22 protein-coding genes are annotated in these 26,115 nt (G+C 70.5%); 11 read left to right on the top strand and 11 right to left on the bottom strand.

Features of this window, described 5'->3' with window-relative positions; all coding sequences use genetic code 11:
• Positions 1–47: 47 nt before the first annotated feature.
• Positions 48–1,811, bottom strand: a complete 1,764-nt coding sequence (gene aspS, locus ACWCQK_RS06190) for an aspartate--tRNA ligase (RefSeq protein WP_451152434.1) — start codon at positions 1,809–1,811, stop codon at positions 48–50.
• Between the two features lie 169 nt (positions 1,812–1,980).
• Between aspS and ACWCQK_RS06195 the strand changes: the two genes are divergently transcribed.
• Positions 1,981–4,161 carry a SpoIIE family protein phosphatase gene (locus tag ACWCQK_RS06195; RefSeq protein WP_451152436.1) on the top strand — a complete coding sequence of 727 codons (2,181 nt, stop codon included), beginning with the start codon at positions 1,981–1,983 and terminating at the stop codon, positions 4,159–4,161.
• Positions 4,162–4,241: 80 nt separating this feature from the next.
• Here ACWCQK_RS06195 and ACWCQK_RS06200 read toward each other — a convergent pair whose 3' ends face one another.
• From ACWCQK_RS06200 to ACWCQK_RS06210, 3 genes are all read right to left on the bottom strand, one after another.
• Positions 4,242–5,300: an AI-2E family transporter gene (locus ACWCQK_RS06200; protein WP_451152438.1), complete on the bottom strand. Its 1,059-nt coding sequence runs from the start codon at positions 5,298–5,300 to the stop codon at positions 4,242–4,244.
• A 65-nt stretch (positions 5,301–5,365) separates the two neighbouring features.
• Positions 5,366–6,343 carry a pirin family protein gene (locus ACWCQK_RS06205; RefSeq protein ID WP_451152440.1) on the bottom strand — a complete coding sequence of 326 codons (978 nt, stop codon included), beginning with the start codon at positions 6,341–6,343 and terminating at the stop codon, positions 5,366–5,368.
• A 235-nt stretch (positions 6,344–6,578) separates the two neighbouring features.
• Positions 6,579–7,052: an SseB family protein gene (locus ACWCQK_RS06210; protein WP_451152442.1), complete on the bottom strand. Its 474-nt coding sequence runs from the start codon at positions 7,050–7,052 to the stop codon at positions 6,579–6,581.
• Between the two features lie 143 nt (positions 7,053–7,195).
• Between ACWCQK_RS06210 and ACWCQK_RS06215 the strand changes: the two genes are divergently transcribed.
• The 3 genes from ACWCQK_RS06215 to ACWCQK_RS06225 all read left to right on the top strand — a co-directional run bounded on the left by ACWCQK_RS06215 (position 7,196) and on the right by ACWCQK_RS06225 (position 10,789).
• A complete protein-coding gene (locus tag ACWCQK_RS06215; RefSeq protein ID WP_451152444.1) occupies positions 7,196–9,022 on the top strand; it encodes an acyl-CoA dehydrogenase in 1,827 nt (608 codons plus the stop codon).
• Between the two features lie 130 nt (positions 9,023–9,152).
• The gene (locus ACWCQK_RS06220) at positions 9,153–10,448 is read left to right on the top strand and encodes a M18 family aminopeptidase (RefSeq protein ID WP_451152446.1); all 1,296 of its coding nucleotides are present in this window, start codon (positions 9,153–9,155) and stop codon (positions 10,446–10,448) included.
• Positions 10,449–10,537: 89 nt separating this feature from the next.
• Entirely contained in the window at positions 10,538–10,789 is a 252-nt protein-coding gene (locus ACWCQK_RS06225) for a DUF6458 family protein (RefSeq protein WP_451152448.1), read from the top strand.
• A 129-nt stretch (positions 10,790–10,918) separates the two neighbouring features.
• Here ACWCQK_RS06225 and ACWCQK_RS06230 read toward each other — a convergent pair whose 3' ends face one another.
• Positions 10,919–12,781, bottom strand: a complete 1,863-nt coding sequence (locus ACWCQK_RS06230; protein WP_451152450.1) for a thioredoxin-like domain-containing protein — start codon at positions 12,779–12,781, stop codon at positions 10,919–10,921.
• Positions 12,782–12,878: 97 nt separating this feature from the next.
• Here ACWCQK_RS06230 and ACWCQK_RS06235 point away from each other — a divergent pair, with 97 nt between their 5' ends.
• A complete protein-coding gene (locus ACWCQK_RS06235; RefSeq protein WP_451152452.1) occupies positions 12,879–13,391 on the top strand; it encodes an LURP-one-related/scramblase family protein in 513 nt (170 codons plus the stop codon).
• A gap of 53 nt (positions 13,392–13,444) precedes the next feature.
• On the opposite strand, the gene ACWCQK_RS06240 is transcribed toward ACWCQK_RS06235, so the two are convergent.
• Entirely contained in the window at positions 13,445–14,242 is a 798-nt protein-coding gene (locus tag ACWCQK_RS06240; RefSeq protein ID WP_451152454.1) for a carbon-nitrogen family hydrolase, read from the bottom strand.
• 179 nt (positions 14,243–14,421) lie between these two features.
• Between ACWCQK_RS06240 and ACWCQK_RS06245 the strand changes: the two genes are divergently transcribed.
• Positions 14,422–15,246 (top strand): maleylpyruvate isomerase family mycothiol-dependent enzyme, encoded by an 825-nt coding sequence (locus ACWCQK_RS06245; RefSeq protein WP_451152456.1) that lies wholly within the window; start codon positions 14,422–14,424, stop codon positions 15,244–15,246.
• A gap of 157 nt (positions 15,247–15,403) precedes the next feature.
• Here ACWCQK_RS06245 and ACWCQK_RS06250 read toward each other — a convergent pair whose 3' ends face one another.
• Both ACWCQK_RS06250 and ACWCQK_RS06255 read right to left on the bottom strand, forming a co-directional pair.
• Positions 15,404–16,714, bottom strand: coding sequence for an MFS transporter (locus ACWCQK_RS06250; protein ID WP_451152458.1), 1,311 nt, complete (start codon positions 16,712–16,714; stop codon positions 15,404–15,406).
• Entirely contained in the window at positions 16,711–17,361 is a 651-nt protein-coding gene (locus tag ACWCQK_RS06255) for a GntR family transcriptional regulator (RefSeq protein WP_451152460.1), read from the bottom strand. The genes ACWCQK_RS06250 and ACWCQK_RS06255 overlap by 4 nt, the downstream gene beginning before the upstream one ends.
• A gap of 220 nt (positions 17,362–17,581) precedes the next feature.
• On the opposite strand from ACWCQK_RS06255, the gene ACWCQK_RS06260 reads away from it, so the two are divergent.
• Positions 17,582–18,484: a D-alanyl-D-alanine carboxypeptidase family protein gene (locus ACWCQK_RS06260; RefSeq protein ID WP_451152462.1), complete on the top strand. Its 903-nt coding sequence runs from the start codon at positions 17,582–17,584 to the stop codon at positions 18,482–18,484.
• Positions 18,485–18,681: 197 nt separating this feature from the next.
• Positions 18,682–19,608 carry a BRO-N domain-containing protein gene (locus tag ACWCQK_RS06265; protein ID WP_451152464.1) on the top strand — a complete coding sequence of 309 codons (927 nt, stop codon included), beginning with the start codon at positions 18,682–18,684 and terminating at the stop codon, positions 19,606–19,608.
• 120 nt (positions 19,609–19,728) lie between these two features.
• Here ACWCQK_RS06265 and ACWCQK_RS06270 read toward each other — a convergent pair whose 3' ends face one another.
• Genes ACWCQK_RS06270 through pdhA form a run of 3 tightly spaced genes read right to left on the bottom strand, consistent with a single transcriptional unit; the run spans position 19,729 to position 23,321 of the window.
• Complete coding sequence (locus tag ACWCQK_RS06270) at positions 19,729–21,141, bottom strand: dihydrolipoamide acetyltransferase family protein (protein WP_451152466.1); 1,413 nt, start codon at positions 21,139–21,141, stop codon at positions 19,729–19,731.
• Positions 21,142–21,151: 10 nt separating this feature from the next.
• A complete protein-coding gene (locus ACWCQK_RS06275; protein WP_451152468.1) occupies positions 21,152–22,144 on the bottom strand; it encodes an alpha-ketoacid dehydrogenase subunit beta in 993 nt (330 codons plus the stop codon).
• A gap of 1 nt (position 22,145) precedes the next feature.
• Positions 22,146–23,321: a pyruvate dehydrogenase (acetyl-transferring) E1 component subunit alpha gene (gene pdhA, locus ACWCQK_RS06280; protein ID WP_451152470.1), complete on the bottom strand. Its 1,176-nt coding sequence runs from the start codon at positions 23,319–23,321 to the stop codon at positions 22,146–22,148.
• A 322-nt stretch (positions 23,322–23,643) separates the two neighbouring features.
• On the opposite strand from pdhA, the gene ACWCQK_RS06285 reads away from it, so the two are divergent.
• From ACWCQK_RS06285 to ACWCQK_RS06295, 3 genes are all read left to right on the top strand, one after another.
• Positions 23,644–24,303, top strand: a complete 660-nt coding sequence (locus tag ACWCQK_RS06285) for a response regulator (RefSeq protein ID WP_451152472.1) — start codon at positions 23,644–23,646, stop codon at positions 24,301–24,303.
• A 106-nt stretch (positions 24,304–24,409) separates the two neighbouring features.
• Positions 24,410–24,829 (top strand): pyridoxamine 5'-phosphate oxidase family protein, encoded by a 420-nt coding sequence (locus ACWCQK_RS06290; protein WP_451152474.1) that lies wholly within the window; start codon positions 24,410–24,412, stop codon positions 24,827–24,829.
• 179 nt (positions 24,830–25,008) lie between these two features.
• Positions 25,009–26,052, top strand: a complete 1,044-nt coding sequence (locus ACWCQK_RS06295) for a phosphotransferase (RefSeq protein WP_451152476.1) — start codon at positions 25,009–25,011, stop codon at positions 26,050–26,052.
• The last annotated feature ends 63 nt before the right edge of the window (positions 26,053–26,115 follow it).

A 26,115-nucleotide genomic window follows, 5' to 3' on the forward strand; every position in this document is an offset into this window, starting at 1 on the left:
GATCTCCGGCCCCTTCTCGAAAACCCACCCGTCCGGGACGGGCCCGTCTACTTCGGCTGCGGCTTGCGCACCGAGAGGTGCAGTTCGCGCAGCCGGGTCTCCTCCAGCTCCGTCGGCGCGCCCATCATCAGGTCCTGGGCGTTGCCGTTGAGCGGGAAGGAGATCGTCTCGCGGATGTTGGGCTCGTCCGCGAGGAGCATGACGATGCGGTCGACGCCGGGGGCGATGCCGCCGTGCGGCGGGGCGCCGAAGCGGAAGGCGCGGAGCATGCCCGCGAACTTGTCCTCGACGGTCTCACGGTCGTAGCCCGCGATCTCGAAGGCCTTGAGCATGATGTCCGGCTCGTGGTTCCGGATGGCGCCGGAGGACAGCTCCACGCCGTTGCAGACGATGTCGTACTGCCAGCCCAGGATGTCCAGCGGGTCCTGGGTCTCCAGGGCCTCCAGGCCGCCCTGCGGCATCGAGAAGGGGTTGTGCGAGAAGTCGATCGCGCCGGTCTCCTCGTCCTTCTCGTACATCGGGAAGTCGACGATCCAGCAGAAGCGGAAGACGTTCTCCTCGAAGTGGCCGGCCCGCTTGGCGGCCTCGACCCGCACCGCGCCCATGATCTTGGAGACCTCGTCGAACTCGCCCGCGCCGAAGAACACGGCGTGCCCGGCCGCCAGCGAGAGGCGCTTGGTCAGCTCGGCGACGTTCTCCTCGGTCAGGAACTTCGCGATCGGACCCGTCAGCGAGCCGTCCTCGGCGACCCGGACCCAGGCCAGGCCCTTCGCGCCCAGTGTCACGGCGAAGTCGCCCAGCTGGTCGAAGAACTTGCGCGGCTGGGCCGAGACGTCCGGCACCGGCAGGGCGCGCACGTGCTTGCCCGCGAACGCCTTGAACTCCGAGCCCTCGAAGACATCGGTGATGTCGACCAGTTCCAGCTGGGCGCGCAGGTCCGGCTTGTCGGAGCCGTACTTCAGCATCGCCTCGCGGAACGGGATGCGCGGGAACGGCGAGGTGACGTGACGGCCGTTGCCGAACTCCTCGAACAGCTCGGTCATGAGCTTCTCGATGGGCTGGAAGACGTCCTCCTGCTCGACGAAGGACATCTCCACGTCGAGCTGGTAGAACTCGCCCGGCGAACGGTCCGCGCGGGCGTCCTCGTCACGGAAGCAGGGCGCGATCTGGAAGTACCGGTCGAAGCCGGAGATCATCAGCAACTGCTTGAACTGCTGCGGCGCCTGCGGGAGCGCGTAGAACTTGCCGGGGTTCAGCCGGGACGGGACGACGAAGTCGCGGGCACCCTCGGGGGAGGTGGCGCTCAGGATCGGGGTCGCCATCTCGTTGAAGCCCAGCGCCGTCATCTTGTGACGGATCGCCGAGATGACCGCCGTACGCAGCATGATGTTGCGGTGCATGCGCTCGCGACGCAGGTCCAGGAAGCGGTACTCCAGCCGCCGCTCCTCGTTGACCCCGTCCTCCGCGTTGATCGTGAAGGGCAGCGGCTGCGCGGCGCCGAGCAGTTCGACCTCGCCGACCTCGACCTCGACCTCACCGGTCGGAAGCTCCGGGTTCACGTTGTCGGTGCCACGGGAGACGACCTTGCCGTCGACGCGGACCGTCGACTCCTTGGTCACCTTGTCGAGGGCCTCGTAGGCGGGCGTGCCGGGGCGGGCCACGAGCTGCGTGATGCCGTAGTGGTCGCGCAGATCGATGAAGAGGATGCCGCCCAGGTCGCGCCGATTGTGCAGCCAGCCGCTCAGCCGGACGTCGGTGCCGACGTCAGAGGCGCGGAGCTCGCCGCAGGTGTGGGACCTGTACCGATGCATCGTCGTTCATCCAGCCTTCGCGGATCGGGGTCGTGTTTCACGTGAAACAACGTGCCCCAAGCCTACCGGCCACCCTGAGAGCGCCTCCCCACCATTAACACGGCGGCGCCCGGGCCTCACCGCGCGTCTTCGGTGGCACGCTCCGATCACCTGTCCATAAAGTGGGGCAATGCGCACTGGTGAACCCCTGCCCGCCGTGGGGGAGGTCCTCGCCGCCCTCGCGACCGGGATATGGCACTGGGACACCGCGACCGGACTCGTCACCGTCGACGCGGAGGCGGCACGGCTGCTCGGGCTGCCCGCCGAGCCGGCCGCGCTCACCGAGGCCCAGGCGCGAGCCCGGTTCCATCCGGTCGACTGGAACGAGATCACCGGCGTGGTCCAGCTCGCCGTCTCCGAGGGCACCCTCGCCGAGGTACGCATCCGGATCATGGACGAGCGGGGCCGGATCGTCCGCACCGTGCGCAGCCGCTCCAAGCCGAGCTACGACCCGCTGCGGCGGTCGTTCGAGCTGATCGGCACCCTCCAGGAGGTCACCGAGCCCTCGCCCGGCACAGCGGCCGGGCGCAGCGCGGTCACCGGCGACTGGCGGCGTTCCCGGGAGGCGTTCCTGCTGGACGCGGGCCGGGCACTGGCCGAGGCGCGGTCGACGGAGGAGGTGCTGCGGGTCGCGGCCACCCTGTCGATGCCGGGCTTCTCTCCGGACGGTCTCGCGGTCTTCGGCGTGGAGGGCGACCGGCTGACGGTCATCGGCCACCACGGGCAGCCGGCGGGCGACGAGGCCCCGTTCTCCCACCTGCCGCTGACCACGGACTACCCGGCCGCGGAGGTCGTCCGCACCGGCCGCGCCGTGTACCTGTCCTCCCCCGAGCAGTACCGGGAGCGTTACCCCCTCACCTGGCCGCTCGCCGAGCGCTTCGGCCGCCATTCCTGGGCCTTCCTGCCGCTGAGCGTCGGCGGCAGCACGATGGGCGCCTGGATGGCGGCCTTCCTCTACCCGGTCGCGTTCACCCCCGACGAGCGGTCCGTGCTGACCACGGTGGCCCGGATGCTCGCGCAGGCCCTGTCCCGGGCCGGTACGGCCGAGTCGGAGCGGGAACTGACCGACGGGCTCCAGCGGTCGATGCTGCCCACGCTGGGCCCCGAGATCCCCGGCATGGACCTCGCCGCCCGCTACGTCCCGACCGGCGGCGGCCTCCAGGTCGGCGGCGACTGGTACGACATGATCCCGCTGCCCAACGGGCACTTCGCCCTGGTCATCGGCGATGTACAGGGCCACGACGTGCGGGCGGCGGGCCTGATGGGCCAGCTCAGGACCGCCCTGCGGGCGTACGCGTCCGAGGGTCACCGCCCCGACGCCGTACTGTCCCGCGCCTCCCGCTTCTTCTACGGTCTGACCCACGCCGACGACGACCCGGCCGGCCTGCGCTTCGCGACCTGTCTGTACGTCGAGGTCGACCCCGTGACCGGGGTCCTGGAGACCGCCCGGGCCGGCCATCTGGACCCGGCGATCCGGATGGCGGACGGGACGGTGCTGGTGCGTTCCACGGCCGGCGGGCTGCCCCTCGGCGTCGACCCGGACTCCGACTACCCGACCACCCGGCTCGCCCTGGAACCCGGCGAGACGATGATGCTCTGCACGGACGGCCTGCTGGAGACCGGCGGCCATGACCTGGACACGGGCTGGAAGCGCCTTCGCGCGACGCTGGAGGACCACACCGGTGATCTGGAGGGGCTCGCCGACGCGCTCGTCCAGGCCGTGCTCGGCCCCTCCTCCCACCACACCACCGGGTCGCTGTCCGACCGGCGCGAGGACGACGTCGCCGTCCTGCTGCTGGGCCGGCACGCGGACACCCGCGGTGGCGGGGACACCGTCGCGGTACGGCCGTCGGTGCGCCGCACGATGCTCACGGTCACCCAGGTCGAACCCGAGCGGATCGCGGAGGGCCGACGGCATCTGCGCGAGCTGCTGCACGACTGGGCCTGCGCGGAGCAGGTGGACTCGGCGGTGCTGCTCGTCTCCGAGATGCTCACCAACGTCCTCGTGCACACCGACACCGACGCCCTGCTGGTCGCCGAGGTGACCGGCCGTGCGGGCGAGCGGCGGATGCGGGTGGAGGTCACCGACGCGGGCGACGACCTCCCGCACAAGCGCAGGCCCGGCGAACTGGCCTCCTCCGGCCGCGGCCTGGTCCTCGTCGAACTGCTGGCGGACGCGTGGGGGGTGACGCCGCGCGGCGAGGGCAAGAGCATCTGGTTCGAACTCCACGAGCCGCACACCACCGAGCCCGCGCCGGAGGAGCGGGAGGAACAAGGCGACCAGGGGGAGCGGCGGAGCCGAGAGGCCTGAGGAGAGCTGGGAGGACGGGGAGAGCAAGGAGAACGGGGGGAACGGGGCTGAGGGGGCCGTAGGAGCCGCGGGGAGCGGTGTCACGCGTCCGACGGCTCGGGGGTGGGCGGCGGCGGCGCGTAACGCGTGCGCAGCTCGTGCAGCACGCCGAAGGCGGCCGCCGTCAGCGGCACCGCCAGCAGCATGCCCAGGATGCCGGCCACGGACGCGCCCGCGGTGATCGCCAGCATGACCACCGCCGGATGCATCTGCACGGTCCGGCTCTGGATCACCGGCTGGAGCACGTGTCCCTCCAGCACCTGCACCGCCAGCACCACCCCCAGCGCCCACAGCGCGATGACGAAGCCCCGGTCGGCGAGCGCGACCAGCACGGCCACCGAGCCGGACAGAAAGGCGCCGAGGTAGGGGATGTAGGCGGTGACGAAGACGAGCGCGCCGAGCCCGACCGCTCCGGGCACCCGCAGGACCAGCAGCCCGACGGTGATGCAGACCGCGTCGATCAGCGCGATGAGGGTCGTCCCGCGCATGAACCCCTCGACGGCGGCGAAAGCGCGCCGCGCCATCGCCTCCACGACGTCGGCGGTGCCGCGCGGCGCGAGCGACCTGAGCACGTCCGAGGTCCGGTGGGAGTCCCGCAGGAAGAAGAAGACGAGCAGCAGGGCCAGTACCGCCACGGCGATGCTCTCGCCGACGACGCTGACCCCGCTGATGACGTTGGAGACGGCGGTCCCGCCGAACTTGCGCAGCAGGTCCTTGCTGTTGGTGGCGAGGTCGTCCAGCGAGGTCCCGGCGGCCCCGAAGTGGTCGGCGACCCCGCGCGCCGCAGTCTTGAGCGAGGCGATGATCTCGTCCCCGGTGTCGATGAGCGCCGCGACGACGATGTACACGGCCCCGCCGACCAGGGCCACCACGGCGACGCAGGTGACCGCGGCGGCCACGGACCGGTTGACCCCGGCCGTCACCAGCCGGCGGAACAGGGGGCCGAGCAGCGCGGTTCCCAGCAGGGCGAGCAGCACCGGCGTCACGGCCGTGCGGAACTCGGCGCACAGCCGGATCCCCACGTAGCCGACTCCGGCGGCGAGCAGGACGACGGCGCACCACGCGGCGAGCCGGCGGGCGGGATCGGGGAGGAGATGCACCCCTCCACCCGATCACGTGCCGGGCGGGCCGTCCTCTCGGCACGGCCCGCCCGGGTGACGGAGTGTCAGGCCTTCGGCCCGCGCTCGGTCATTCCGTGCACCGCCGGGACGGTCCCCAGGCGGCCCTTCTGGAAGTCCTCGAAAGCCTGCTGGAGTTCCTTCTGGGTGTTCATCACGAACGGGCCGTAGTGGGCCATGGGCTCACGGATGGGCTGCCCGCCGAGGAGGACGACCTCGAGGTCCGGCGTGTGCGCGTCCTGCTTCTCGTCCGCGCGGACGGTCAGCGAGGAGCCCGCGCCGAACACCGCGGTCTGGCCCAGGTGGATCGGCCGGCGGTCGACGCCGACCGTGCCGCGGCCCGCCATCACGTACGCGAGGCCGTTGAAGTCCTCGCGCCACGGCAGGGTGAGCTCGGCGCCCGGCGCGACCGTCGCGTGGATCATCGTGATCGGCGTGTGCGTGACACCGGGCCCCTGGTGGCCGTCCAGCTCACCGGCGATGACCCGCACCAGCGCGCCGCCGTCGGGGGTGGAGAGCAGCTGCACGTTGCCGCCGCGGATGTCCTGGTAGCGCGGGGCCATCATCTTGTCCTTGGCCGGCAGGTTCACCCACAGCTGGAGGCCGTGGAAGAGACCGCCGGACATGACGAGCGCCTCCGGCGGAGCCTCGATGTGCAGCAGACCCGAGCCCGCGGTCATCCACTGGGTGTCGCCGTCGGTGATGGTGCCACCACCGCCGTTGGAGTCCTGGTGGTCGAAGATGCCGTCGATGATGTACGTCACGGTCTCGAAGCCACGGTGCGGGTGCCACGGGGTGCCCTTGGGCTCGCCCGGCGCGTACTCCACCTCGCCCATCTGGTCCATCATGATGAACGGATCCAGGTGGCGGTAGTTGATCCCGGCGAACGCACGGCGCACCGGGAAGCCCTCACCCTCGAAACCGCTCGGCGCGGTCGTGACGGCGAGCACGGGGCGGGCCACCGCGTCGGCGGGAGCGGTCACACGGGGCAGCGTCAACGGGTTCTCGACGGTCACTGCAGGCATGTCGGTACCTCCTCTTGTACACCCAGGTTAGTTGAGCGTTGAACTTTCTGCCACCCCTAACGGAGAAAGCCCGGAGGGAATTCCCTCCGGGCTCACACCGCGGGAAGCGAGAACGAGGTCGGTCGGTCGGCGGATCGGCAGGCCGGTCGGCGGGTCTGCCGGGTCGGCCGCATCGGCTGGGGCGGCCAGGTCGGTCACTCTCGGGGACAACGGCGGGCAGTGGACAGCGAGACGGTCAGCCGTACATGCGACGCATCGCGAATTCGACCATCTGCTCGACGGCCTTCGCGTCGAAGACCATCCGGTGCTCGCCCTCCATGTCGACGACGAAGCCGTAGCCGGTCGGCAGCAGGTCGATCACCTCGGCGCCGGTGATCACGAAGTACTTGGACTCCTTGCCCGCGTACCGCCGCAGCTCCTTGAGCGAGGTGAACATCGGGATCACCGGCTGCTGGGTGTTGTGCAGCGCGAGGAAACCCGGGTTGTCACCGCGCGGGCAGTAGACCTTCGAGGTCGCGAAGACCTGCTGGAAGTCCTCCGCGGCGAGCTGTCCGGTGGTGAAGGCCCGGACGGCGTCCGCCAGGGACGGGGGGGACGGTTCCGGATAGAGCGGCGGCTGCTGGCCGTAACCGCCGACACCGCCGGGCATCTGCTGCTGCGGCGTGGCGTACCCCTGCTGGGCACCCGCGCTCTGGTCGTAGCCGTACATGCCCCAAAGAGTAACGAGTCACAGATGACCCAATCGGGGTTGCTTCTTATTACCGACGGGTAGCATCATCGGAGCTACTTGTTGGTACGTGAAACAGTCGCGAGGAGACACCGCCTCGCCGATCCCTCTACGGAGCCGTCGCCATGGGGCACTACAAGTCGAATCTTCGCGACATCGAGTTCAACCTCTTCGAGGTGCTCGGCCGCGACAAGCTGTACGGCAGCGGCCCGTTCGAGGAGATGGACACCGAGACCGCGAAGAGCGTCCTCGAAGAGCTGACCCGCCTCGCGGAGAACGAGCTGGCGGAGTCCTTCGCGGACGCCGACCGCAACCCGCCGGTCTTCGACCCGGAGACGAACACCGCTCCGGTCCCGGCGTCCTTCAAGAAGAGCTACAAGGCCTTCATGGAGTCGGAGTACTGGCGGCTGGGCCTGCCCGAGGAGATCGGCGGCACCACCGCCCCGCCGTCCCTGATCTGGTCGTACGCCGAACTGATCCTCGGCGCGAACCCGGCCGTGTGGATGTACTGCTCCGGCCCGGCCTTCGCCGGCATCCTCTTCGACGAGGGCACCGAGGAGCAGAAGCGGATCGCGCGGCTCGCCGTCGAGCGGACCTGGGGCTCCACCATGGTGCTGACCGAGCCGGACGCCGGCTCGGACGTCGGCGCCGGACGCACCAAGGCGGTCCAGCAGGAGGACGGCTCCTGGCACATCGAGGGCGTGAAGCGGTTCATCACCTCCGGTGAGCACGACATGGAGGAGAACATCCTCCACTACGTCCTCGCCCGGCCGGAGGGCGCCGGTCCCGGCACCAAGGGCCTGTCCCTCTTCCTCGTCCCGAAGTACCTCTTCGACTTCGAGACCGGCGAGCTCGGCGAGCGCAACGGCGTCTACGCCACCAACGTCGAGCACAAGATGGGCCTGAAGGCCTCCAACACCTGCGAGATGACCTTCGGCGACCGCCACCCCGCCAAGGGCTGGCTGATCGGCGACAAGCACGACGGCATCCGCCAGATGTTCCGCATCATCGAGTTCGCGCGGATGATGGTCGGCACGAAGGCCATCTCGACCCTGTCGACGGGCTACCTCAACGCCCTGGAGTACGCCAAGGAGCGCGTCCAGGGCCCCGACCTGGCGAACTTCATGGACAAGGCCGCGCCGAAGGTCAGCATCACCCACCACCCGGACGTGCGCCGCTCGCTGATGACGCAGAAGGCGTACGCGGAGGGCATGCGCGCGCTGGTGCTGTACACCGCCTCCGTCCAGGACGCGATCGCGGTCAAGGAGGCGGGCGGCGAGGACGCCTCCACCGAGCACGCGCTCAACGACCTGCTCCTGCCGATCGTCAAGGGCTACGGCTCCGAGAAGGGCTACGAGCAGCTCGCCCAGTCGCTCCAGACGTTCGGCGGCTCCGGGTTCCTCCAGGAGTACCCGATCGAGCAGTACATCCGCGACGCCAAGATCGACACCCTCTACGAGGGCACCACCGCGATCCAGGGCCAGGACTTCTTCTTCCGGAAGATCGTCCGCAACCAGGGCGCGGCGCTGAACTCCCTCGCCGAGGACATCAAGAAGTTCCTGGAGCTCGGCACCGGCGGCGAGAACCTGGCGGGAGCCCGCGAGCACCTCGCCAAGGCGGCCGTCGAGCTGGAGGCCATCGTCGGCCTGATGCTGACCGACCTCGCCTCGACCGAGCAGGACGTCAAGAACATCTACAAGGTGGGCCTCAACACCACCCGCCTGCTGCTCGCCTCCGGTGACGTGATCGTCGGCTATCTGCTGCTCAAGGGCGCGGCCGTCGCCGCCGAGAAGCTCCAGACGGCGTCCAGCAAGGACAAGGCCTTCTACACCGGCAAGATCGCGGCGGCGAAGTTCTTCGCGGCCAACGTCCTGCCTGGCGTCACCCTGGCCCGCAAGGTGGCCTCCGACGTCGACCTGGACCTGATGGAGCTGGACGAGGACGCCTTCTAGTCCGTTTCCGTCGCTTCCCGCCGCTTCCCGGCGGTAGCGGGCAACCCGGAAACAGCCTCCACACAGCCCTTACGAGGGCCCGCTCCCAGTGATGGGGAGCGGGCCCTCGTACGTCGTTAAGGTGAACCCCATGAGCGAACCCTCCCGCTTCGACCGCGGCCACACCGACGACCTCATGTCCTTCCTGACGGCCGGCCCGTCGCCGTACCACGCGGTGGCGAACGCCGCCGAGCGGCTGGAGAAGGCCGGTTTCCGCCAGGTCTCGGAGACGGACGCCTGGGACGGGACGAGCGGCGGCAAGTACGTGCTGCGCGGCGGTGCGATCGTGGCCTGGTTCGTCCCCGAGGGCGCCGCACCGCACACCCCCTTCCGGATCATCGGCGCCCACACCGACTCGCCCAACCTGCGGGTCAAGCCGCTGCCCGACACCGGCGCGCACGGCTGGCGGCAGGTGGCGGTGGAGATCTACGGCGGGCCGCTGCTGAACTCCTGGCTCGACCGCGACCTGGGCCTGGCGGGCCGGCTGACGCTGCGGGACGGTTCGACGCGCCTGGTCGACATCGCCCGGCCGCTGCTGCGCGTGCCGCAGCTCGCCATCCACCTCGACCGCGCGGTCAACTCCGAGGGCCTCAAGCTCGACAAGCAGCGCCACCTCCAGCCCATCTGGGGCCTGGGCGACGACGTCCGCGACGGCGACCTGATCGCCTTCCTGGAGGAGGAGTCGGGGCTCGCGGCGGGCGAGGTGACCGGCTGGGACCTGATGGTGCACTCGGTGGAGCCGCCCGCCTACCTGGGCCGGCACGAGGAGCTGCTGGCCGGCCCCCGGATGGACAACCTGCTGTCGGTGCACGCCGGTACGGCGGCGCTGGCGGCCGCGGCGGCCACGGAGGACCTGCCGCACATCCCCGTCCTCGCCGCCTTCGACCACGAGGAGAACGGCTCGCAGTCCGACACGGGCGCGGACGGCCCGCTGCTGGGCAGCGTGCTGGAGCGTTCGGTGTTCGCGCGCGGAGGGTCCTACGAGGACCGGGCCCGCGCCTTCGCCGGCACCGTCTGCCTGTCCTCCGACACGGGGCACGCGGTCCACCCCAACTACGCGGAGCGGCACGACCCGACGCATCACCCGCGCGTCAACGGCGGCCCCATCCTCAAGGTCAACGTCAACAACCGCTACGCGACGGACGGTACGGGCCGCGCGGTGTTCGCCGCCGCCTGCGAGAAGGCGGGCGTGCCCTTCCAGTCCTTCGTCTCCAACAACTCCATGCCGTGCGGCACGACCATCGGGCCGATCACCGCGGCCCGCCACGGCATCCGGACCGTCGACATCGGCGTGGCCATCCTGTCGATGCACAGCGCGCGGGAGTTGTGCGGCGCGGACGACCCGCACCTGCTGGCGAACGCGCTGCTGGCGTTCCTGGAGGGATAGCAACGAGCGCCCATGGCATGGGTGTTGTCCGCCGGGGTACCCGCACCCACGGGGCCGGATCGACCGGTCCGGACAGGGAGGCGACACTCATGGGCCTCGGCGGATGCATCATCCTCATCGCCGTGGGAGCCATTCTCACGTTCGCGACCGACTGGCACATGGAGGGGGTCAACCTCGACCTGGTCGGGATCATCCTCATGCTCGTCGGACTGATCGGCGTGGCGACGTTCAGCGGTATCGCCAAGCGCCGGCGGGTCGTCGTACCGCCCACGACGACGACCGTCGTCGAGGGGGAGCGGCACCCGCGTCGGGACGGCTACTCCGACGGATACGGCGTCTGACGCGCCCCTCCACGACGGAGGCGCGGCTGCGGGAGCGGCCGTGACGGCCGCGGCCGGGGTGGCTCCGTCGGAGCCCGCGCCCCGGCCGCGGCCGTCGCATCACCACGGCCACGGCCACCACATGTCACATCAGACGTCCGACGCCGCCGTCTCCTCTTCCCCTTCTCCCGCTTCCCCTTCTTCGTCCATGCCCGCCAGGACCAGCGGCAGCCGGTTCGCCCCGCCCTCGGTGAGGCGGACCGGGACGCCCCAGTCCTGCTGGTGGACGTGACAGGCCGGATACTCGTTCGCCGGGTCGTCGTCGCAGGACGCGGCCATCGCGGACACGTGCAGGACGCCCTCCCCGACCGCCGGGTCGAGCTCAAGGGTGCGGGAGAGGTCCGTGTCCGCGCCCTCCCCCGCCAGCAGCAGTCCGGGCGGGGTGGAGGAGACCAGCAGGCGGGTGGACGGGCCGTAGCGGGTGTCCAGCTTCTGGCCCGCCGGCGCCTGGAAGATCACGTCGAGCCGCAGCTTCCCGGGCCCCACCTCGGTCGCCGCGCGCTGGGTGCGGTGGGCGACGGACTCCACCCGTACCGCCTCCTCCGGCAGCCGCAGCCGGGTCAGCCGGTGCCGGGCCGACTCGACGACCACGATGTCCCCGCCGACCAGCACGGCGTCGCTCGGCTCCCGCAGATCCGTGGCCAGCGTGGTCACCTCGCCGGTCGCGGGGTCGTAGCGGCGCAGCGCGTGGTTGTAGGTGTCGGAGACCGCGACCGATCCGTCGGGCAGCGCGGTCACGCCCAGCGGGTGCTGGAACAGGGCCTGCTCAGCGGCTCCGTCCCGGTGCCCGAAGTCGAACAGGCCGGTGCCCACGGCGGTGTGGACGGCGCCGTCGAGGTCGACCCAGCGCAGCGCGGACGTCTCGGAGTCGGCGATCCAGAGGCGCTCGGGGGTGGCCTCCAGCCCGGAGGGCTGGGCGAACCAGGCCTCGGCGCCCGGCCCGTCGACGAGCCCCTCGTTGGTCGTCCCGGCGGTGACGGAGACGGTCCCGGTGGCGGGGTCGTACGCCCACAGCTGGTGCACACCCGCCATCGCGATCCACACCCTGCCGCCGAACACGGCCACGTCCCAAGGCGAGGACAGGTCGACCTCACGGGCCGGTCCCGAGGTGGGCGAGCCCTGCCACCACTGGCGGCCGGTTCCGGCCAGGGTCGTCACCTCACCGGTGGACAGGTCCAGCCGCCGCAGGGCGTGGTTGACGGTGTCCGCGACGATCACGTCCCCGTCCAGCAGCGCCAGACCCTGCGGCTCGTTGAAGGCCGCCGCCCGCGCCGTACCGTCCGCGAACCCGCGCGCGCCGGACCCGATCCGCCGTACGACCGTCTCGCCGTCCTCGGCCAGCTCCACCAGCTGGTGCCGGGTCGTGTCGCTCACCAGGAACGTCCCGGACGGCAGCAGCAGCGCCTTGCCGGGGAAGCGCAGCACCGTCGGCTCGGGCTCCGGCGCCACGTACGGGCCGTCGCCGCGCCGCAGGGTGCCCTTCGCCTCGTGCTCCGCCTCCAGCTCCTCGACCAGCCGCGCGATGGCGTGCGCGTGCCCCTCACCGGCGTGCTGCGCGACGACGTACCCCTCGGGGTCGATCACCACGAGCGTCGGCCACGCCCGCACCGCGTACTGCTTCCAGGTGGCGAGTTCCGGGTCGTCGAGCACGGGGTGCTCCACGCCGTACCGCTCCACCGCGTCCACCACCGCCTGGTGCTCTGCCTCGTGCACGAACTTCGGCGAGTGCACGCCGATGATCACCACGGTGTCCCGGTGCTTCTCCTCCAGCTCCCGCAGCTCGTCGAGGACATGGAGGCAGTTGATGCAGCAAAAGGTCCAAAAATCCAGGATGACAACGCGGCCTCGCAGGTCGGCGAGGGTGTACTGGTGGTCACCCGTGTTCAGCCAGCCGCCCTTGCCGATCAGCTCGGGGGCACGGACACGGGCACGTCGGGGCGCGGAGTCGTTCATGCATCAAGCATGCATCACGGGCGCGGTGTGCCGGTCGGCTCAGTCGGTCGGCCTAGCGGCGGGCGTCTCCGTGCGGCCCGTGGGGAAGCGGTACGGCATGAGATTCCTCGTGCGCGACCGGCTGCTCGGCTTCGGCGACGACTACTGGATCGAGGACGACCGCGGCAACAAGGTGTTCCTCGTCGACGGCAAGGCGATGCGGGTGCGCGACACCTTCGAGCTGAAGGACACCCGCGGCCGGGTCCTCGTCGACATCCACCGGAAGATGTTCACGCTGCGGGACACGATGGTGATCGAACGGGACGGCGAGCCGCTCGCGACGATCCGACGCAAGCGGCTGTCGCTGCTGCGCAACCACCACCGGGTGACGCTCGTGGACGGCACGGAGCTGGACGTCAGCGGCAAGATCCTGGACCGCGAGTTCGCCGTCGAGTACGACGGCGAACTGCTGGCCGTCGTCTCCCGGCGGTGGCTGCACGTGCGTGAGACGTACGGCGTCGACGTCGTACGGGAGGACGCGGATCCGGCGCTGCTGATCGCGGTGGGGGTGTGCGTGATCCACCTGGCGGAGAAGGAGAGGGAGAAGGAGAAAGAGGGGGACGAGGACTGAGCGGAGGCGCCGCTCCTCGGCATTCCGCTCGGTGGCGGGGCTGCCCCGGCTCCTCAGCGGCGGGGGGTCGGGAGGCCCAGTACGCGGTCCTTGAGCGCGGGGAACTTCTCCCGGGTCGTGGCGACCTCGGCGGGGTCGAACTCCACGGTGAGGATCTCCTCGTCGGGACCCGCCTCCGCGAGGACCTCGCCCCACGGGTCGACCACGATCGAGTGACCCGCCTGCGGAACCAGCGCATGCGTCCCGGCGGTTCCACACGCGAGGACGAACGCCTGGTTCTCCACCGCCCGCGCCCGGGCCAGCAGCGTCCAGTGCGCGCGCCGGCGCTCCGGCCAGCCGGCCGGGAGCAGGAGGAGCTCGGCGCCGGCGTCGACGAGCCCGCGGAAGAGTTCGGGGAAACGGAGGTCGTAGCAGGTGGCGAGACCGGCCGTGGTCCCGGGCAGCCGCGCCGTCACGAGTTCCGTGCCCGCGCCCATCAGCACCGCCTCGCCCTGGTCGAAGCCGAAGCGGTGGATCTTGCGATAGGCGGCGGCCAGGTCGCCGGAGGGGGAGAAGAGGAGTGAGGTGTTGTACAGCGGCCCCAGCGGGTCACGCTCCGGAATCGAACCGGCGTGCAGCCACACACCGGCATCGCTCGCGGCCTTCGCCATCGCCTCGTAGGTCGGCCCTTCGAGCGGCTCCGCCTCGGCGGCGAACCGCTCGTAGGCGAAGGCTCCCGTCGTCCACAGCTCGGGCAGCATCACGAGGTCGGCGACACCGGCTTGATCCCGTACCAGAGCGGCCGCGCGGGCCCGGCGGGATTCGACCGATTCGCCCTCGTCCACGGTGATCTGGATCAAAGAGGCGCGCACACTACCACCGTCCTGGCATTCGAGTCGTCCACACGGGCCTACGATCGTCACACGAAAGCACTGCCGGGGTGCCTCACAGCAGCGTAACTTAGCGTTCCAAGACACCCGCCGACAGCCACCTCCCGCTGGCAAAGCCGCCGCAATCCACCCGTGTACCGACCGCCGAGGGGTCCCGTTCCGTGAGTCTGCATCCCACCCTCCAGCCCTACGCCGACGCCTGGACCCACTCCATCGAAGCGATATCCGAGCTGGTACAGCCGCTTGTGGAGGGCGAGTGGAACCGGCGGACCCCGTGCCCCGGCTGGTCGATCCGCGACATCGTCTCCCACGTCATCGGGCTCGACTGCGAGATGCTGGGCGACCCGCGCCCCATCCACACCCTCCCGCGCGACCTCTACCACGTCACCAATGAGCACCAGCGGTACATGGAGATGCAGGTCGACGTCCGCCGCCACCACACGGCACCGGAGATGACGTCGGAGCTGGAGTACACGGTCATCCGCCGCAACCGCCAGCTGCGCAACGAGTCCCGCGACCCCGGCACGAAGGTACGCGGCCACCTCAGCACCGAGGTCACCCTGGAGGAGTCCATGCGCACCCACGCGTTCATGGTGTGGGCGCACGAGCAGGACCTCCGTGCCGCTCTCGGCCGTCCGGGCAACCTCGACTCCCCCGGCGCGCACATCGCCCGCGACGTCCTGCTCGGCGAACTCCCCGAGGTCGTGGCCGGGAAGGCGCAGGCGCCGCGCAGTTCGGCGGTGGTCTTCGACGTCCACGGCCCGGTCGAGTTCCTGCGCACGATCCGCGTCGACATCCAGGGCCGAGGCACCCTGGAGACGGCTCCCGCCCTCGGCCCCGCGGCCACTCTCACCCTCGACTGGGAGACCTACGTCCGCCTGGCCTGCGGCCGGGTGACGGCGGAGGCGGTCAGCGACCGGGTGAAGGCGGAGGGGGATCCCGAACTCACGGGCGCGATCCTGCGCAACTTCACGGTGACGCGGTAGCACTTCGCGGTGGCTGCTCCGCGGTGACGCGGTAGCCGCCTTCGCGGTAGCTGCTTCGTGGTGGTGCGGTAGCTGCCTCGCGGTGGCTGCTTCGCTGTGACGCGGCGGCTGCTTCGCGGTGGTCGCGTGGCCCGGGTGGGCCGAGACGTCGGCCGGCTCAGGCCGGAACGTGCACCGTCTCCACCCGGGACGCCACGAGCCGCTCGCGTTCCCGCCGGGCCGCCCGCTTGCGCAGCCGCAGGATCTGGCTGATCCCGAGAGCCTGAAGGACGAACACGGCGGAGAAGGCGACGCTGTAGTCGTCCCCGGTGGCGTCCAGCAGCACGCCCACCGCGAACAGGGTCGTCATCGAGGCGATGAAACCCCCCATGTTCGTGATGCCGGACGCGGTCCCCTGCCGCTCCGGCGGATTCGCGGGCCGCGCGAAGTCGAAGCCGAGCATCGACGCGGGCCCGCACGCGCCCAGCACCGCGCACAGCACGATCAGCAGCCACATCGGTGCCCGCGCCCCGGGCCACGCGAGCGTCACCGCCCAGATCGTGGCGGTCGCCCCCACCGTCCCCAGCGCCAGCGGCAGCCGGGCCTCGTGATGCCGGGCCACGATCTGGCCGTAGACCAGGCCGACCACCATGTTGCACAGCACGACCAGGGTGAGCAGTTCCCCGGCCGTGGACCGGTCGAGGCCCTGTGCCTCGACCAGGAACGGCATCCCCCACAGCAGCAGGAACACCATCGCAGGGAACTGGGTGGTGAAGTGCACCCACAGCCCCAGTCGGGTCCCGGGCTCCCGCCAGGACGCGGCGATCTGACGGCGGACGTAGGCCGCGCCCTGGTGCGGGAACGGCTCCGGCTCGCTCCCCTCGGGATGGTCCTTGAGGAACAGCAGCAGCAGGACGAGCACCACGACCCCGGCGAACGAGCTGCCCGCGAACGCCGCCGTCCAGCCGACGCTGTGCAGCAGCCGGGCCAGCACCAGCGTCGACACCAGGTTGCCCGCCATGCCGGCCAGACCGGCGAGCTGCGCGACCAGCGGGCCGCGCCGTGCCGGGAACCAGCGCGTGCCGAGCCGCAGCACGCTGATGAACGTCATCGCGTCACCGCAGCCGAGCAGCGCCCGCGACGCGAGCGCCGTGCCGTACGACGGGGAGAACGCGAAGCCCAGCTGGCCGGCCGTGAACAGGACGACCCCGATGGTCAGCACCTTCTTGGTACCGAGCCGGTCCACCAGGAGTCCCACGGGTATCTGCATGCCCGCGTACACCAGCAGTTGGAGGATGGAGAAGGTGGACAGGGCCGAGGCGCCCACGTGGAAGCGGTCGGCGGCGTCGAGTCCGGCCACCCCGAGGGACGTACGGAAGATGACGGCGACGAAGTAGACCGAGACGCCGATGGACCAGACGGCGACGGCCCGGCGGCCGCCGGGCGGGTCGCCGGGGAGGGCGGTCGCCGTCTTGGCGCCGCCGCTCATCGGACCTCACCCCGGGCCAGGTGGGAGAACCAGCCGACGTGCCGGTGGACGACGGCGACGGCCGCCTCCGCGTCGCCCGCGCGCAGCGCGCCGAGGATCTCCTCGTGCTCGGCGAGGGTCTTGGCGATCCGGTCGGGATGGGAGTGCATCACCGCCACCCCCATCCGCAACTGGCGGTCGCGGAGCTGGTCGTAGAGACGGGAGAGGATCTCGTTGCCGCCGCTGCGGACGATCTCGGCGTGGAATTGTCGGTCGGTGACGGCGGCGGCGGACAGGTCGCCGGCGGCCGCCTGCTCCTTCTGCCGGGCGAGGAGTTCCTCCAGCCGTTCGACGAGTCCGGCCGGGGCGGGCACCGCCTTGCGGGCCGCGTGCTCCTCGACCAGCAGCCGGGTCTCCACCACATCCGCGATCTCCTGCGCGGAGACGGGCAGGACCAGCGCGCCCTTCTTCGGGTAGAGCTTGATCAGCCCCTCGACCTCCAGCCGCAGCAGCGCCTCGCGCACCGGCGTCCGCGAGACCCCGACGGCGTCGGCGAGCTCGCCCTCCGTGAGCAGGATCCCGCCCTCGTAACGACGCTCCAGTACGGCCTGTTTGACGTGTGTGTAGACACGGTCGGCAGCGGCAGGTGGTTTCACGGCCAGACTCATGGCCACAGGATAGATACAACACGTACCCATGAGGGGTTCGTTCCAGCATGCGGACGGCGACGGAGCGCCCACCCGCACCGTTTCACCCGTACGGAAAATCTCTCACGGCATCCGCGCAACCATCTGTGCTACTTACGTGTCACACACATGCGGCTGCATTAGCTTTCCCCCACAACTCAGCCGCACACCAGGGGCATTCAACGTATTCGGGGTATCTCAGTTGATAAAGGGCATTAAGGGCATTCGCCTCCGCCGCGCCGCAGCCGTCGCCGTCACCACCGGCGCTGTGCTGGCCACCGGAGCCCTCACCGCGGGACCCGCGCAGGCGGTCACCGCGCCCACCATCGTGGCCAAGACCGGCTATGTGATGAACAACGCGAACGGCGCGCAGCTCTACAACAAGGGCATGGACACCAAGCTGTCCACCGGCTCCACCACGAAGATCATGACCGCGAAGGTCGTGCTCTCCCAGGCGAACCTGAACCTGGACACCAAGGTCACCATCCAGAAGGCGTACAGCGACTACATCGTCGCCAAGGGCGCCTCGTCCGCCCACCTGATCGTCGGCGACAAGGTCACCGTCCGTCAGCTGCTCTACGGGCTGATGCTGCCGTCCGGCTGCGACGCCGCGTACGCGCTGGCCGACAAGTACGGCAGCGGTTCGACGCGGGCCGCGCGCGTGAAGTCGTTCCTCGGCAAGATGAACAGCACCGCGAAGAGCCTCGGCATGACGAGGACCCACTTCGACTCGTTCGACGGCATCGGCAACGGCGCCAACTACTCGACGGCGAAGGACCTGACGAAGCTCGCCAGCAGCGCGATGAAGAACGCCACGTTCCGCACGGTCGTCAAGACCAAGTCGTACAAGGCGAAGACCATCACCAGGACCGGCAGCACCCGCACCATGGCGGCCTGGACCAACACGAACACCCTGCTCAGCAGCTACAGCGGCGCCATCGGCGTCAAGACCGGCTCCGGCGCCGAGGCGAAGTACTGCCTCGTCTTCGCCGCGACCCGGGGCGGCAAGACCGTCATCGGCACGGTGCTCGCCGACACGAACGCGACGCAGCGCGCCACGGACGCGACGAAGCTCCTCAACTACGGCTTCGCGCGCCTGGCCTGACCCGCACGACACACCCTGAAGGGGACCCGCCGCTCCCAGCGGCGCGTCCCCTTCGGTGTGTCCGGGGCCGCCTCCTTCACGTCCCGGCCCGCCTTCCTCGCAGCCCAGCCCCGTTTCACTCGCAATGGTGAACATCATTGCGCCGGCTGGCATATTCGATTTCCTCCGCCCTACGTTCCGCAGCGGAGGTGGTTCACATGACCGAACCAAGCAAGCAGCCCGACACGGGCGAGCAGTACGACGCGATCGACGTCGGAGACTTCGTGTACGCGGCCACGGGAGACCGTGTGCGAAGGCTGACCATGACGGACGGAAGCCACTGGTTCCCGGCCGTGGACGTCTGCAAGAAACTGGGGTACACCACCCCTCACAAAGCGCTCCTCGACCATGTCCCGGATGCGCATCGAGACAATCTCGAGACAGTGACTGGAAGTCACAGTCTCAGCATTCCCGCAGGTCGGAGCTGGCGCCGAGACTTACAGATGATCGACCTCCAGGGTCTGATCCTGCTCGTGAACGGCTGCACCAAGCCCGCCTGCGCGCCCTTCAAGCAGTGGTGCGCCGAAGTGATCGAGACCGTCCAGCGGGAGGGGTCGTACGCCCTGGAGAAGGCCGAAGTGCAGCCGGCCGCCCCGGGCGCCGCGATCGCGTACGCCATGCCGGAGCAGGTCGCCGAGGCGATCGTCCGGCTCGAGGAGCGCAACCTCCAGGCGGACGAGCAACTCGCCGTCGCCCAGCACGAGTCGCTCGCCCTGCAACGGGCCATGGTCCGGGCCATGGAACGCATCGCCGACCGGCTGGACGTCCTCGCCCTGGACCGTCCGGCGCCCGCCGCCGTCTCCCCCACGGACCCGGTCACGGACCCGACCACGGAGTCCGTGCTGGCCGACTGGCGGCAGCGGCTGTCCGTGACATCGGACGTGTGGGCGGTGGCGGTGGTCATCGTCCCGATGCTGGTCGAGACCGGTGAACTGTCCCAGCCGCTCGACGTCATCGCGGCCCGTACGGGGCTGTCCGTGCACCGGGTCAACGAGTGCCTGCGCATGCTGCGCAAGCACGCCTGCATCCACTCCCGGGGCGGCACCGAGGACGGGGCGCCGATCTACGTGCTCAACCGCCCCTGACCGGTGCCGGAAAGGCGGACGAAGAGACAGCGGGAAAGACGGAAGGGGCCGGCCGCAAGACAACCTTGCGGCCGGCCCCTTCCGTCATGAGCCTGTGAGCCTATCCGGGCGCGATGGTTCTCACGCCCAGGTGATGAGCTTCTTCGGCTGCTCCAGGATCGCCGCCACGTCCGCCAGCACCTTCGAGCCCAGCTCCCCGTCGACGAGACGGTGGTCGAAGCTCAGCGCCAGCGTGGTGACCTGACGGGGCTTCACCTTGCCCTTGTGGACCCACGGCTGGAGCTTGATCGCGCCGATCGCGAGGATCGCCGACTCACCGGGGTTGAGGATCGGCGTGCCGGTGTCGACGCCGAAGACGCCGACGTTGGTGATCGTCACCGTGCCGCCCTGCATCGCCGTCGGCGAGGTCCTGCCCTCGCGCGCCGTCGACACCAGTTCGCCCAGCGCCTCGGCGAGCTGCGGCAGCGTCCTGGTGTGCGCGTCCTTGATGTTGGGCACGATCAGACCGCGCGGGGTCGCCGCCGCGATGCCCAGGTTGACGTAGTGCTTCTGGACGATCTCCTGGTTGGCCTCGTCCCAGGACGCGTTGACGTCCGGGTTGCGCTTGATGGCGACCAGCAGGGCCTTGGCGATCAGCAGGAGCGGGTTGACCCGCAGACCCTGCATGTCCTTGTCCTGCTTCAGCTCCTCGACGAGCCGCATCGTGCGCGTCACGTCGACCGTCACGAACTCCGTGACGTGCGGCGCGGTGAACGCCGAACCGATCATGGCCTGGGCGGTGGCCTTGCGGACACCCTTGACCGGGATACGGGTCTCGCGCGCGCCGTCGTATGCCGCGACCGGCGCCGGACTCTGCGCGGGAGCCGGGACCGGAGCCGGAGCGGCCACCGGCAGGGGCGCCGGCTGTACGGGAGCCGCCGCCGCGTGCACGTCCTCACGCGTGATGATGCCGTCCGGGCCGGACGCCACCACCCGCGCCAGGTCCACGCCCAGGTCCTTCGCCAGCTTGCGCACCGGAGGCTTCGCCAGCGGACGCTGTTCCACGGTGGCGGGCGTGGCGGCCGGACCGCCATGGCCGTTCAGCTCGCCCTGGATCGCCGCCGACGCCTCCTGCGCCGGGATCTCCGCGCCCTTGCGGGGGCGGCGTTTGGTGGAGGACGTGGCCACGCCGTAGCCGACGAGGACCGGCTGGCGGGCCGGTGCCTTCGGCTCGTCGCGCGGCTCCTCCTGCCGCGGCGCGGCGGGCGCGGCCTCCTCGGCGGGCGCGGCACCGCCCGCGACGTCCACCGTGATGATCGCGGTGCCCACGTCCACCGTGGTGCCCTCGGAAAAGCGCAGCTCGCGGACCACTCCGTCGTAGGGGATGGGGAGTTCGACGGCCGCCTTGGCGGTCTCGACCTCGCACACCACCTGGCCGTCGGTCACCGTGTCCCCGGGCTGGACGTACCACTTGAGGATCTCGGCCTCGGTGAGTCCCTCGCCCACGTCGGGCATCTTGAACTCACGCACGGACGCTTCGGTCATCGTCGTCACGACCCTCTCCTCAGTACGCCAGGGCACGGTCGACGGCGTCGAGTACCCGGTCCAGGCCCGGCAGGTACTCCTCCTCCAGGCGGGCGGGCGGGTACGGGGCGTGGTAGCCGCCGACCCTGAGCACCGGGGCCTCCAGGTGGTAGAAGCAGCGCTCCGTGATGCGGGCGGCGATCTCCGCGCCCGAGCCGAAGAACACCGGCGCCTCGTGGACGACGACCAGCCGGCGGGTCTTCTCCACCGACGTCTGGATCGAGTCGAAGTCCAGCGGGGAGACCGAGCGCAGGTCCAGGATCTCCAGGGACCTGCCCTCCTCGGCGGCCGCGTCGGCGACCTCCTGGCAGAGCTTCACCATCGGGCCGTAGGCGGCGAGGGTGAGGTCGGTGCCCTCGCGGACCACGCGGGCCTTGTGCAGCGGGCCGGGGATCGCCTCGGTGTTCACCTCGCCCTTGTCCCAGTAGCGCCGCTTGGGCTCGAAGAAGATCACCGGGTCGTCGCTCTGGATCGCCTGCTGCATCATCCAGTAGGCGTCGGCCGGGTTCGACGGGGAGACGATCTTCAGGCCTGACACGTGCGCGAACAGCGCCTCGGGGGACTCGGAGTGGTGCTCGACCGCGCCGATGCCGCCGCCGTACGGGATCCGCACGACGACCGGGAGCTTGACCTTGCCCAGCGAGCGGGCGTGCATCTTCGCGAGCTGCGTGACGATCTGGTCGTACGCCGGGAAGACGAAGCCGTCGAACTGGATCTCCACCACCGGGCGGTAGCCGCGCAGGGCGAGGCCGATGGCCGTGCCGACGATGCCGGACTCCGCGAGCGGGGTGTCGATGACGCGGCTCTCGCCGAAGTCCTTCTGCAGGCCGTCGGTCACCCGGAAGACACCGCCGAGCTTGCCGACGTCCTCGCCCATGATGAGGACCTTGGGGTCGGACTCCAGGGCGCGGCGCAGCGACTCGTTGATCGCCTTGGCGATCGCCATGCTGGTGGACGTCACGGTCTCCGCCATGTCACTTGCCCCCTTCTGCGTCCGCGAACGACGCCTGGTAGGCGGCGAACTGGGCCCGTTCCTCGTCGACGAGCGCGTGCCCGTCCGCGTACACGTTCTCGAAGATGGCGAAGTGGTCCGGGTCGGGCATGGCGCGGACCGCTTCGCGCACTCGCCTGCCCAACGTCTCGCTCTCCGCTTCGAGTTCCGCGAAGAATGCCTCGTCCGCGTGGTGTGCGGACTCCAGGTGCGCGCGCAGCCGCAGGATCGGGTCCTTCGCCTCCCACGCCTCGCGCTCCTCGTCGGCCCGGTACTTGGTCGGGTCGTCCGAGGTGGTGTGCGCTCCCATGCGGTACGTGTACGCCTCGACCAGCGTCGGGCCGTCGCCGCTGCGGGCCCGCTCCAGCGCCCACTTGGTGACCGCGAGGCAGGCCAGGACGTCGTTGCCGTCGACGCGCACGCCCGGGAAGCCGTAGCCCTGGGCGCGCTGGTAGAGCGGCACCCGGGTCTGCTTCTCGGTCGGCTCGGAGATCGCCCACTGGTTGTTCTGGCAGAAGAACACGACCGGGGCGTTGTAGACCGCGGAGAAGGTGAAGGACTCCGCGACATCGCCCTGGCTGGAGGCGCCGTCACCGAAGTACGCGATCACCGCGCTGTCCGCGCCGTCCATGGCCACGCCCATCGCGTAGCCCGTGGCGTGCAGCGTCTGGGAGCCGATGACGATCGTGTAGAGGTGGAAGTTGTTGCTGTTCGGGTCCCAGCCACCGTTGTTCACACCGCGGAACATGCCGAGCAGGTTGGTCGGGTCGACCCCGCGGCACCAGGCGACGCCGTGCTCGCGGTAGGTCGGGAAGACGTAGTCGTCGTCGCGCAGGGCCCGGCCGGAGCCGATCTGGGCGGCCTCCTGGCCGAGCAGCGAGGCCCACAGGCCCAGCTCGCCCTGGCGTTGCAGGGCGGTGGCCTCGGCGTCGAAGCGCCGGGTGAGCACCATGTCGCGGTACAGACCGCGAAGCTCGTCCGGCGTCACATCGGCTACGTACTTGTCGTACTCGGCGTTCTTGACGCGCTTGCCCTCGGGCGTCAGCAACTGGACGAGTTCGGGCCCGGCACCCGAGGTGCCCGACGTCTTGCTGGCGCTGGCGCGCTTGGTACCGGCGCTGCGTCGCGGTTTGCGCGCGGCAGTGCTCTCCACGGTCACGTGTGCTCCTCCGTCGGTCCGGCCCCCGGGGTTGCCGGTAGGCCAGTGCGGCTCACCTGTTCCGGTACCCGTGCACGGGGTGGGTGCCACTCGACCGGGAACAGGCGTGACAGGTGCCCCGGCGAGCGCCCTGCAACAGTCACGTTACCCAGTGCTCCACATTTCTGTGAAACCCCTCCTGACCTGCGATTTTGCTTGGATTTCCAAGTAAATCGGAAAGGACGGGAAGGCTGCTGGTCACAGCCTTGCAGGAGGCCGGAGCAACGGCACGTTATCCCGGTCACCCAGGTCACGGGAAGAGCTGATGTGGGAAACTGATCCAGTGCGCGAAACAGGAAAAATCCGGGTTTTCCTTCTCGACGACCACGAGATCGTACGTCGGGGCGTCCACGAGATGCTCTCCGTGGAGGACGACATCGAGGTGGTCGGCGAGGCCGGTACGGCGGCCGAGGCACTGGCGCGGATTCCGGCCACGCGTCCCGATGTGGCGGTGCTCGACGTACGTCTGCCGGACGGCAGCGGCGTGGAGGTGTGCCGGGAGGTGCGCTCCCGGGACGACTCGGTCAGGTGTCTGATGCTCACCTCGTTCGCGGACGACGAGGCCCTCTTCGACGCGATCATGGCGGGCGCCTCCGGCTACGTCCTGAAGGCCATCCGGGGCAATGAGCTGCTGACCGCCGTCCGGGACGTCGCCGCCGGAAAGTCGCTGCTCGACCCGGTGGCCACCGCGCGCGTGCTGGAGCGGCTGCGCGAGGGCGTCCGCGCCCGGTCCGACGACCGGCTCGCCCACCTCACCGAGCAGGAGCGACGGATCCTCGACCTGATCGGCGAGGGTCTCACCAACCGGCAGATCGGCGAACGGCTGCACCTCGCCGAGAAGACGATCAAGAATTACGTCTCGGGTCTGCTGTCCAAGCTCGGTATGCAGCGGCGTTCCCAGGCGGCCGCCTATGTGGCGCGCATGCAGGCCGAGAACCGCTGAGAAGCACTTCTCGCGAACTCAGGTGTTCCGATCAGAGGACTTTCGTCCTTCCCCTTCGGGGCCGCAGCCTCTAGGAGCGCGCTTCTCGTTCGCGGACAGTGGAGACATGCCGACCGACGTGGAGCGCGCCCTCGCCCTGCTCGGCCGCAGCCCCTACGGCCGGGTGGCGGCGAGCCTGCGCGCGCTGCCCTTCCTGGCCACCACCCGGCACGTCGTCGCCGACGGACGCCTGCTGGTGCGCCTGCACGGCGGCCACGGCTACCACCGCGCATGCGCCGGACAGATCGTCGCGTACGGAGCGGACGGAGCGGTCGGCGCGGTGGACCGGGCCGGCCCGGTCGCGGCGGGGGCGGCCGGTGCGGCGGGACGGTGGTCCGTCCAGGTCGTCGGCGTGTGCGCGGCGATCGAGCCGACCGCCGCCGAGCGCGACCTCTTCGGCCCCCCACCGGACCTCGTGGACGGCGAACCGTACGAGCCGGTCTATCTGTGCGTGATCCCTCAGCTGGTGACGGTTCATAGCTGGTGACGGTTCGTAGCGGGTGGCGGTTCGACGGCGGTGACGGTTCGTAGTCGGTGACGGTTCACTTCCCCGTCTACGGTCCTCCGCGCCACTTCGAGCACACTATGTGACCACTAGCGACTATCCATGACTTACTGTGACAACGCCCAGCTCACGGGCCCGTCCGGTGCCCTAGCATCTGCCGCGTGCCGCGCCCTTCCGTACCACCCCCCGCGCCCTACGCGCCCCCGTTGAGCGCCCTGCTCCGCCAGTACGCCGCCGGATCCCCCCTCGCCTGTCGGCCCGTCGACCAGGGGCTGCTGAACCGCGGTTACCGCCTGTGCACCACACGCGGCCGCTACTTCCTCAAGCACCACTTCGACCCCGACACCGCCGACCCCGCCGCGATCGAACGCCGGCACCGGGCCACCCAGCGGCTGGCCGCCCTAGGCGTACCCGTGGCGCCGCCGCTGACCGGCCGCGACGGCCGCACCGTCGCCGTCGTGGGCGGCCACGCCTACGCCCTGCACCCGTGGATCGACGGCCGCCACCGTCACGGCGGCCAGCTCACCCCCGGGCAGTGCGCCCGCCTGGGCGCCCTCCTGGGCGCCGTGCACGCCTGTCTGGAGCGCGTGATGCCCCCCAAGGGGCGCACCCGCCCCGCCACGAGCCCCCACCCCGTGGAGAGCGCCGATCCGGACTCCACGTTCGCCCTGATCGACGACCTGCTCGCCCGGGTCCGCCGGCACCGCCCCGCCGACTCCTTCGACGAACTGGCCCGCCACCGGCTGCTCGAACGCCGTGCCCTGCTGGAACGGCACGCGGACCGGCGGCCCCCGCGCGGGGCCTCGGTCGGCTGGGTGCACGGCGACTTCCACCCGTTCAACCTGCTCTACAAGGGCGACGCCCCGGCGGCGATCGTCGACTGGGACCGGCTGGGCGTGCAGCCACGCGCCGAGGAGGCCGTACGCGCCGCCGCGATCTTCTTCGTGCGCCCCGTCGGCGTCCTCGACCTGCCGAAGGTGCGGGCGTACGCGCGCGCGTACCGGCGCGCGGCCGGGGCGACGCCCTTAGAGCTCGCGGCCGCGGTGCATCGCGTCTGGTGGGAGCGTCTGAACGACTTCTGGATGCTGCGCTGGCACTACGAGCGCGGCGACACCCGCGCGGATCCCCAGTTCCCCGCGGCCTCCGCGCTCGCGGTGTGGTGGACGCGGGAGTACGACGCGGTGTGCGAGGCGTTCGCGGGGTGAGGGCCCCCGGCCGCCAGGCCAGGCCGGGGCGAGGCGGTGAAACGCCACGCGCGCGTGGTGCCC

This window comes from Streptomyces sp. NPDC002306 (assembly GCF_053593435.1).

Bases quoted from the DNA above. Each gene is read 5' to 3' on its own strand.
- aspS (WP_451152434.1), bottom strand. From the start codon at position 1,811: ATGCATCGGTACAGGTCCCACACCTGCGGCGAGCTCCGCGCCTCTGAC.
- ACWCQK_RS06195 (WP_451152436.1), top strand. From the start codon at position 1,981: ATGCGCACTGGTGAACCCCTGCCCGCCGTGGGGGAGGTCCTCGCCGCC.
- ACWCQK_RS06205 (WP_451152440.1), bottom strand. From the start codon at position 6,343: ATGCCTGCAGTGACCGTCGAGAACCCGTTGACGCTGCCCCGTGTGACC.
- ACWCQK_RS06210 (WP_451152442.1), bottom strand. From the start codon at position 7,052: ATGTACGGCTACGACCAGAGCGCGGGTGCCCAGCAGGGGTACGCCACG.
- ACWCQK_RS06215 (WP_451152444.1), top strand. From the start codon at position 7,196: ATGGGGCACTACAAGTCGAATCTTCGCGACATCGAGTTCAACCTCTTC.
- ACWCQK_RS06220 (WP_451152446.1), top strand. From the start codon at position 9,153: ATGAGCGAACCCTCCCGCTTCGACCGCGGCCACACCGACGACCTCATG.
- ACWCQK_RS06225 (WP_451152448.1), top strand. From the start codon at position 10,538: ATGGGCCTCGGCGGATGCATCATCCTCATCGCCGTGGGAGCCATTCTC.
- ACWCQK_RS06230 (WP_451152450.1), bottom strand. From the start codon at position 12,781: ATGAACGACTCCGCGCCCCGACGTGCCCGTGTCCGTGCCCCCGAGCTG.
- ACWCQK_RS06235 (WP_451152452.1), top strand. From the start codon at position 12,879: ATGAGATTCCTCGTGCGCGACCGGCTGCTCGGCTTCGGCGACGACTAC.
- ACWCQK_RS06250 (WP_451152458.1), bottom strand. From the start codon at position 16,714: ATGAGCGGCGGCGCCAAGACGGCGACCGCCCTCCCCGGCGACCCGCCC.
- ACWCQK_RS06255 (WP_451152460.1), bottom strand. From the start codon at position 17,361: ATGAGTCTGGCCGTGAAACCACCTGCCGCTGCCGACCGTGTCTACACA.
- ACWCQK_RS06265 (WP_451152464.1), top strand. From the start codon at position 18,682: ATGACCGAACCAAGCAAGCAGCCCGACACGGGCGAGCAGTACGACGCG.
- ACWCQK_RS06275 (WP_451152468.1), bottom strand. From the start codon at position 22,144: ATGGCGGAGACCGTGACGTCCACCAGCATGGCGATCGCCAAGGCGATC.
- ACWCQK_RS06290 (WP_451152474.1), top strand. From the start codon at position 24,410: ATGCCGACCGACGTGGAGCGCGCCCTCGCCCTGCTCGGCCGCAGCCCC.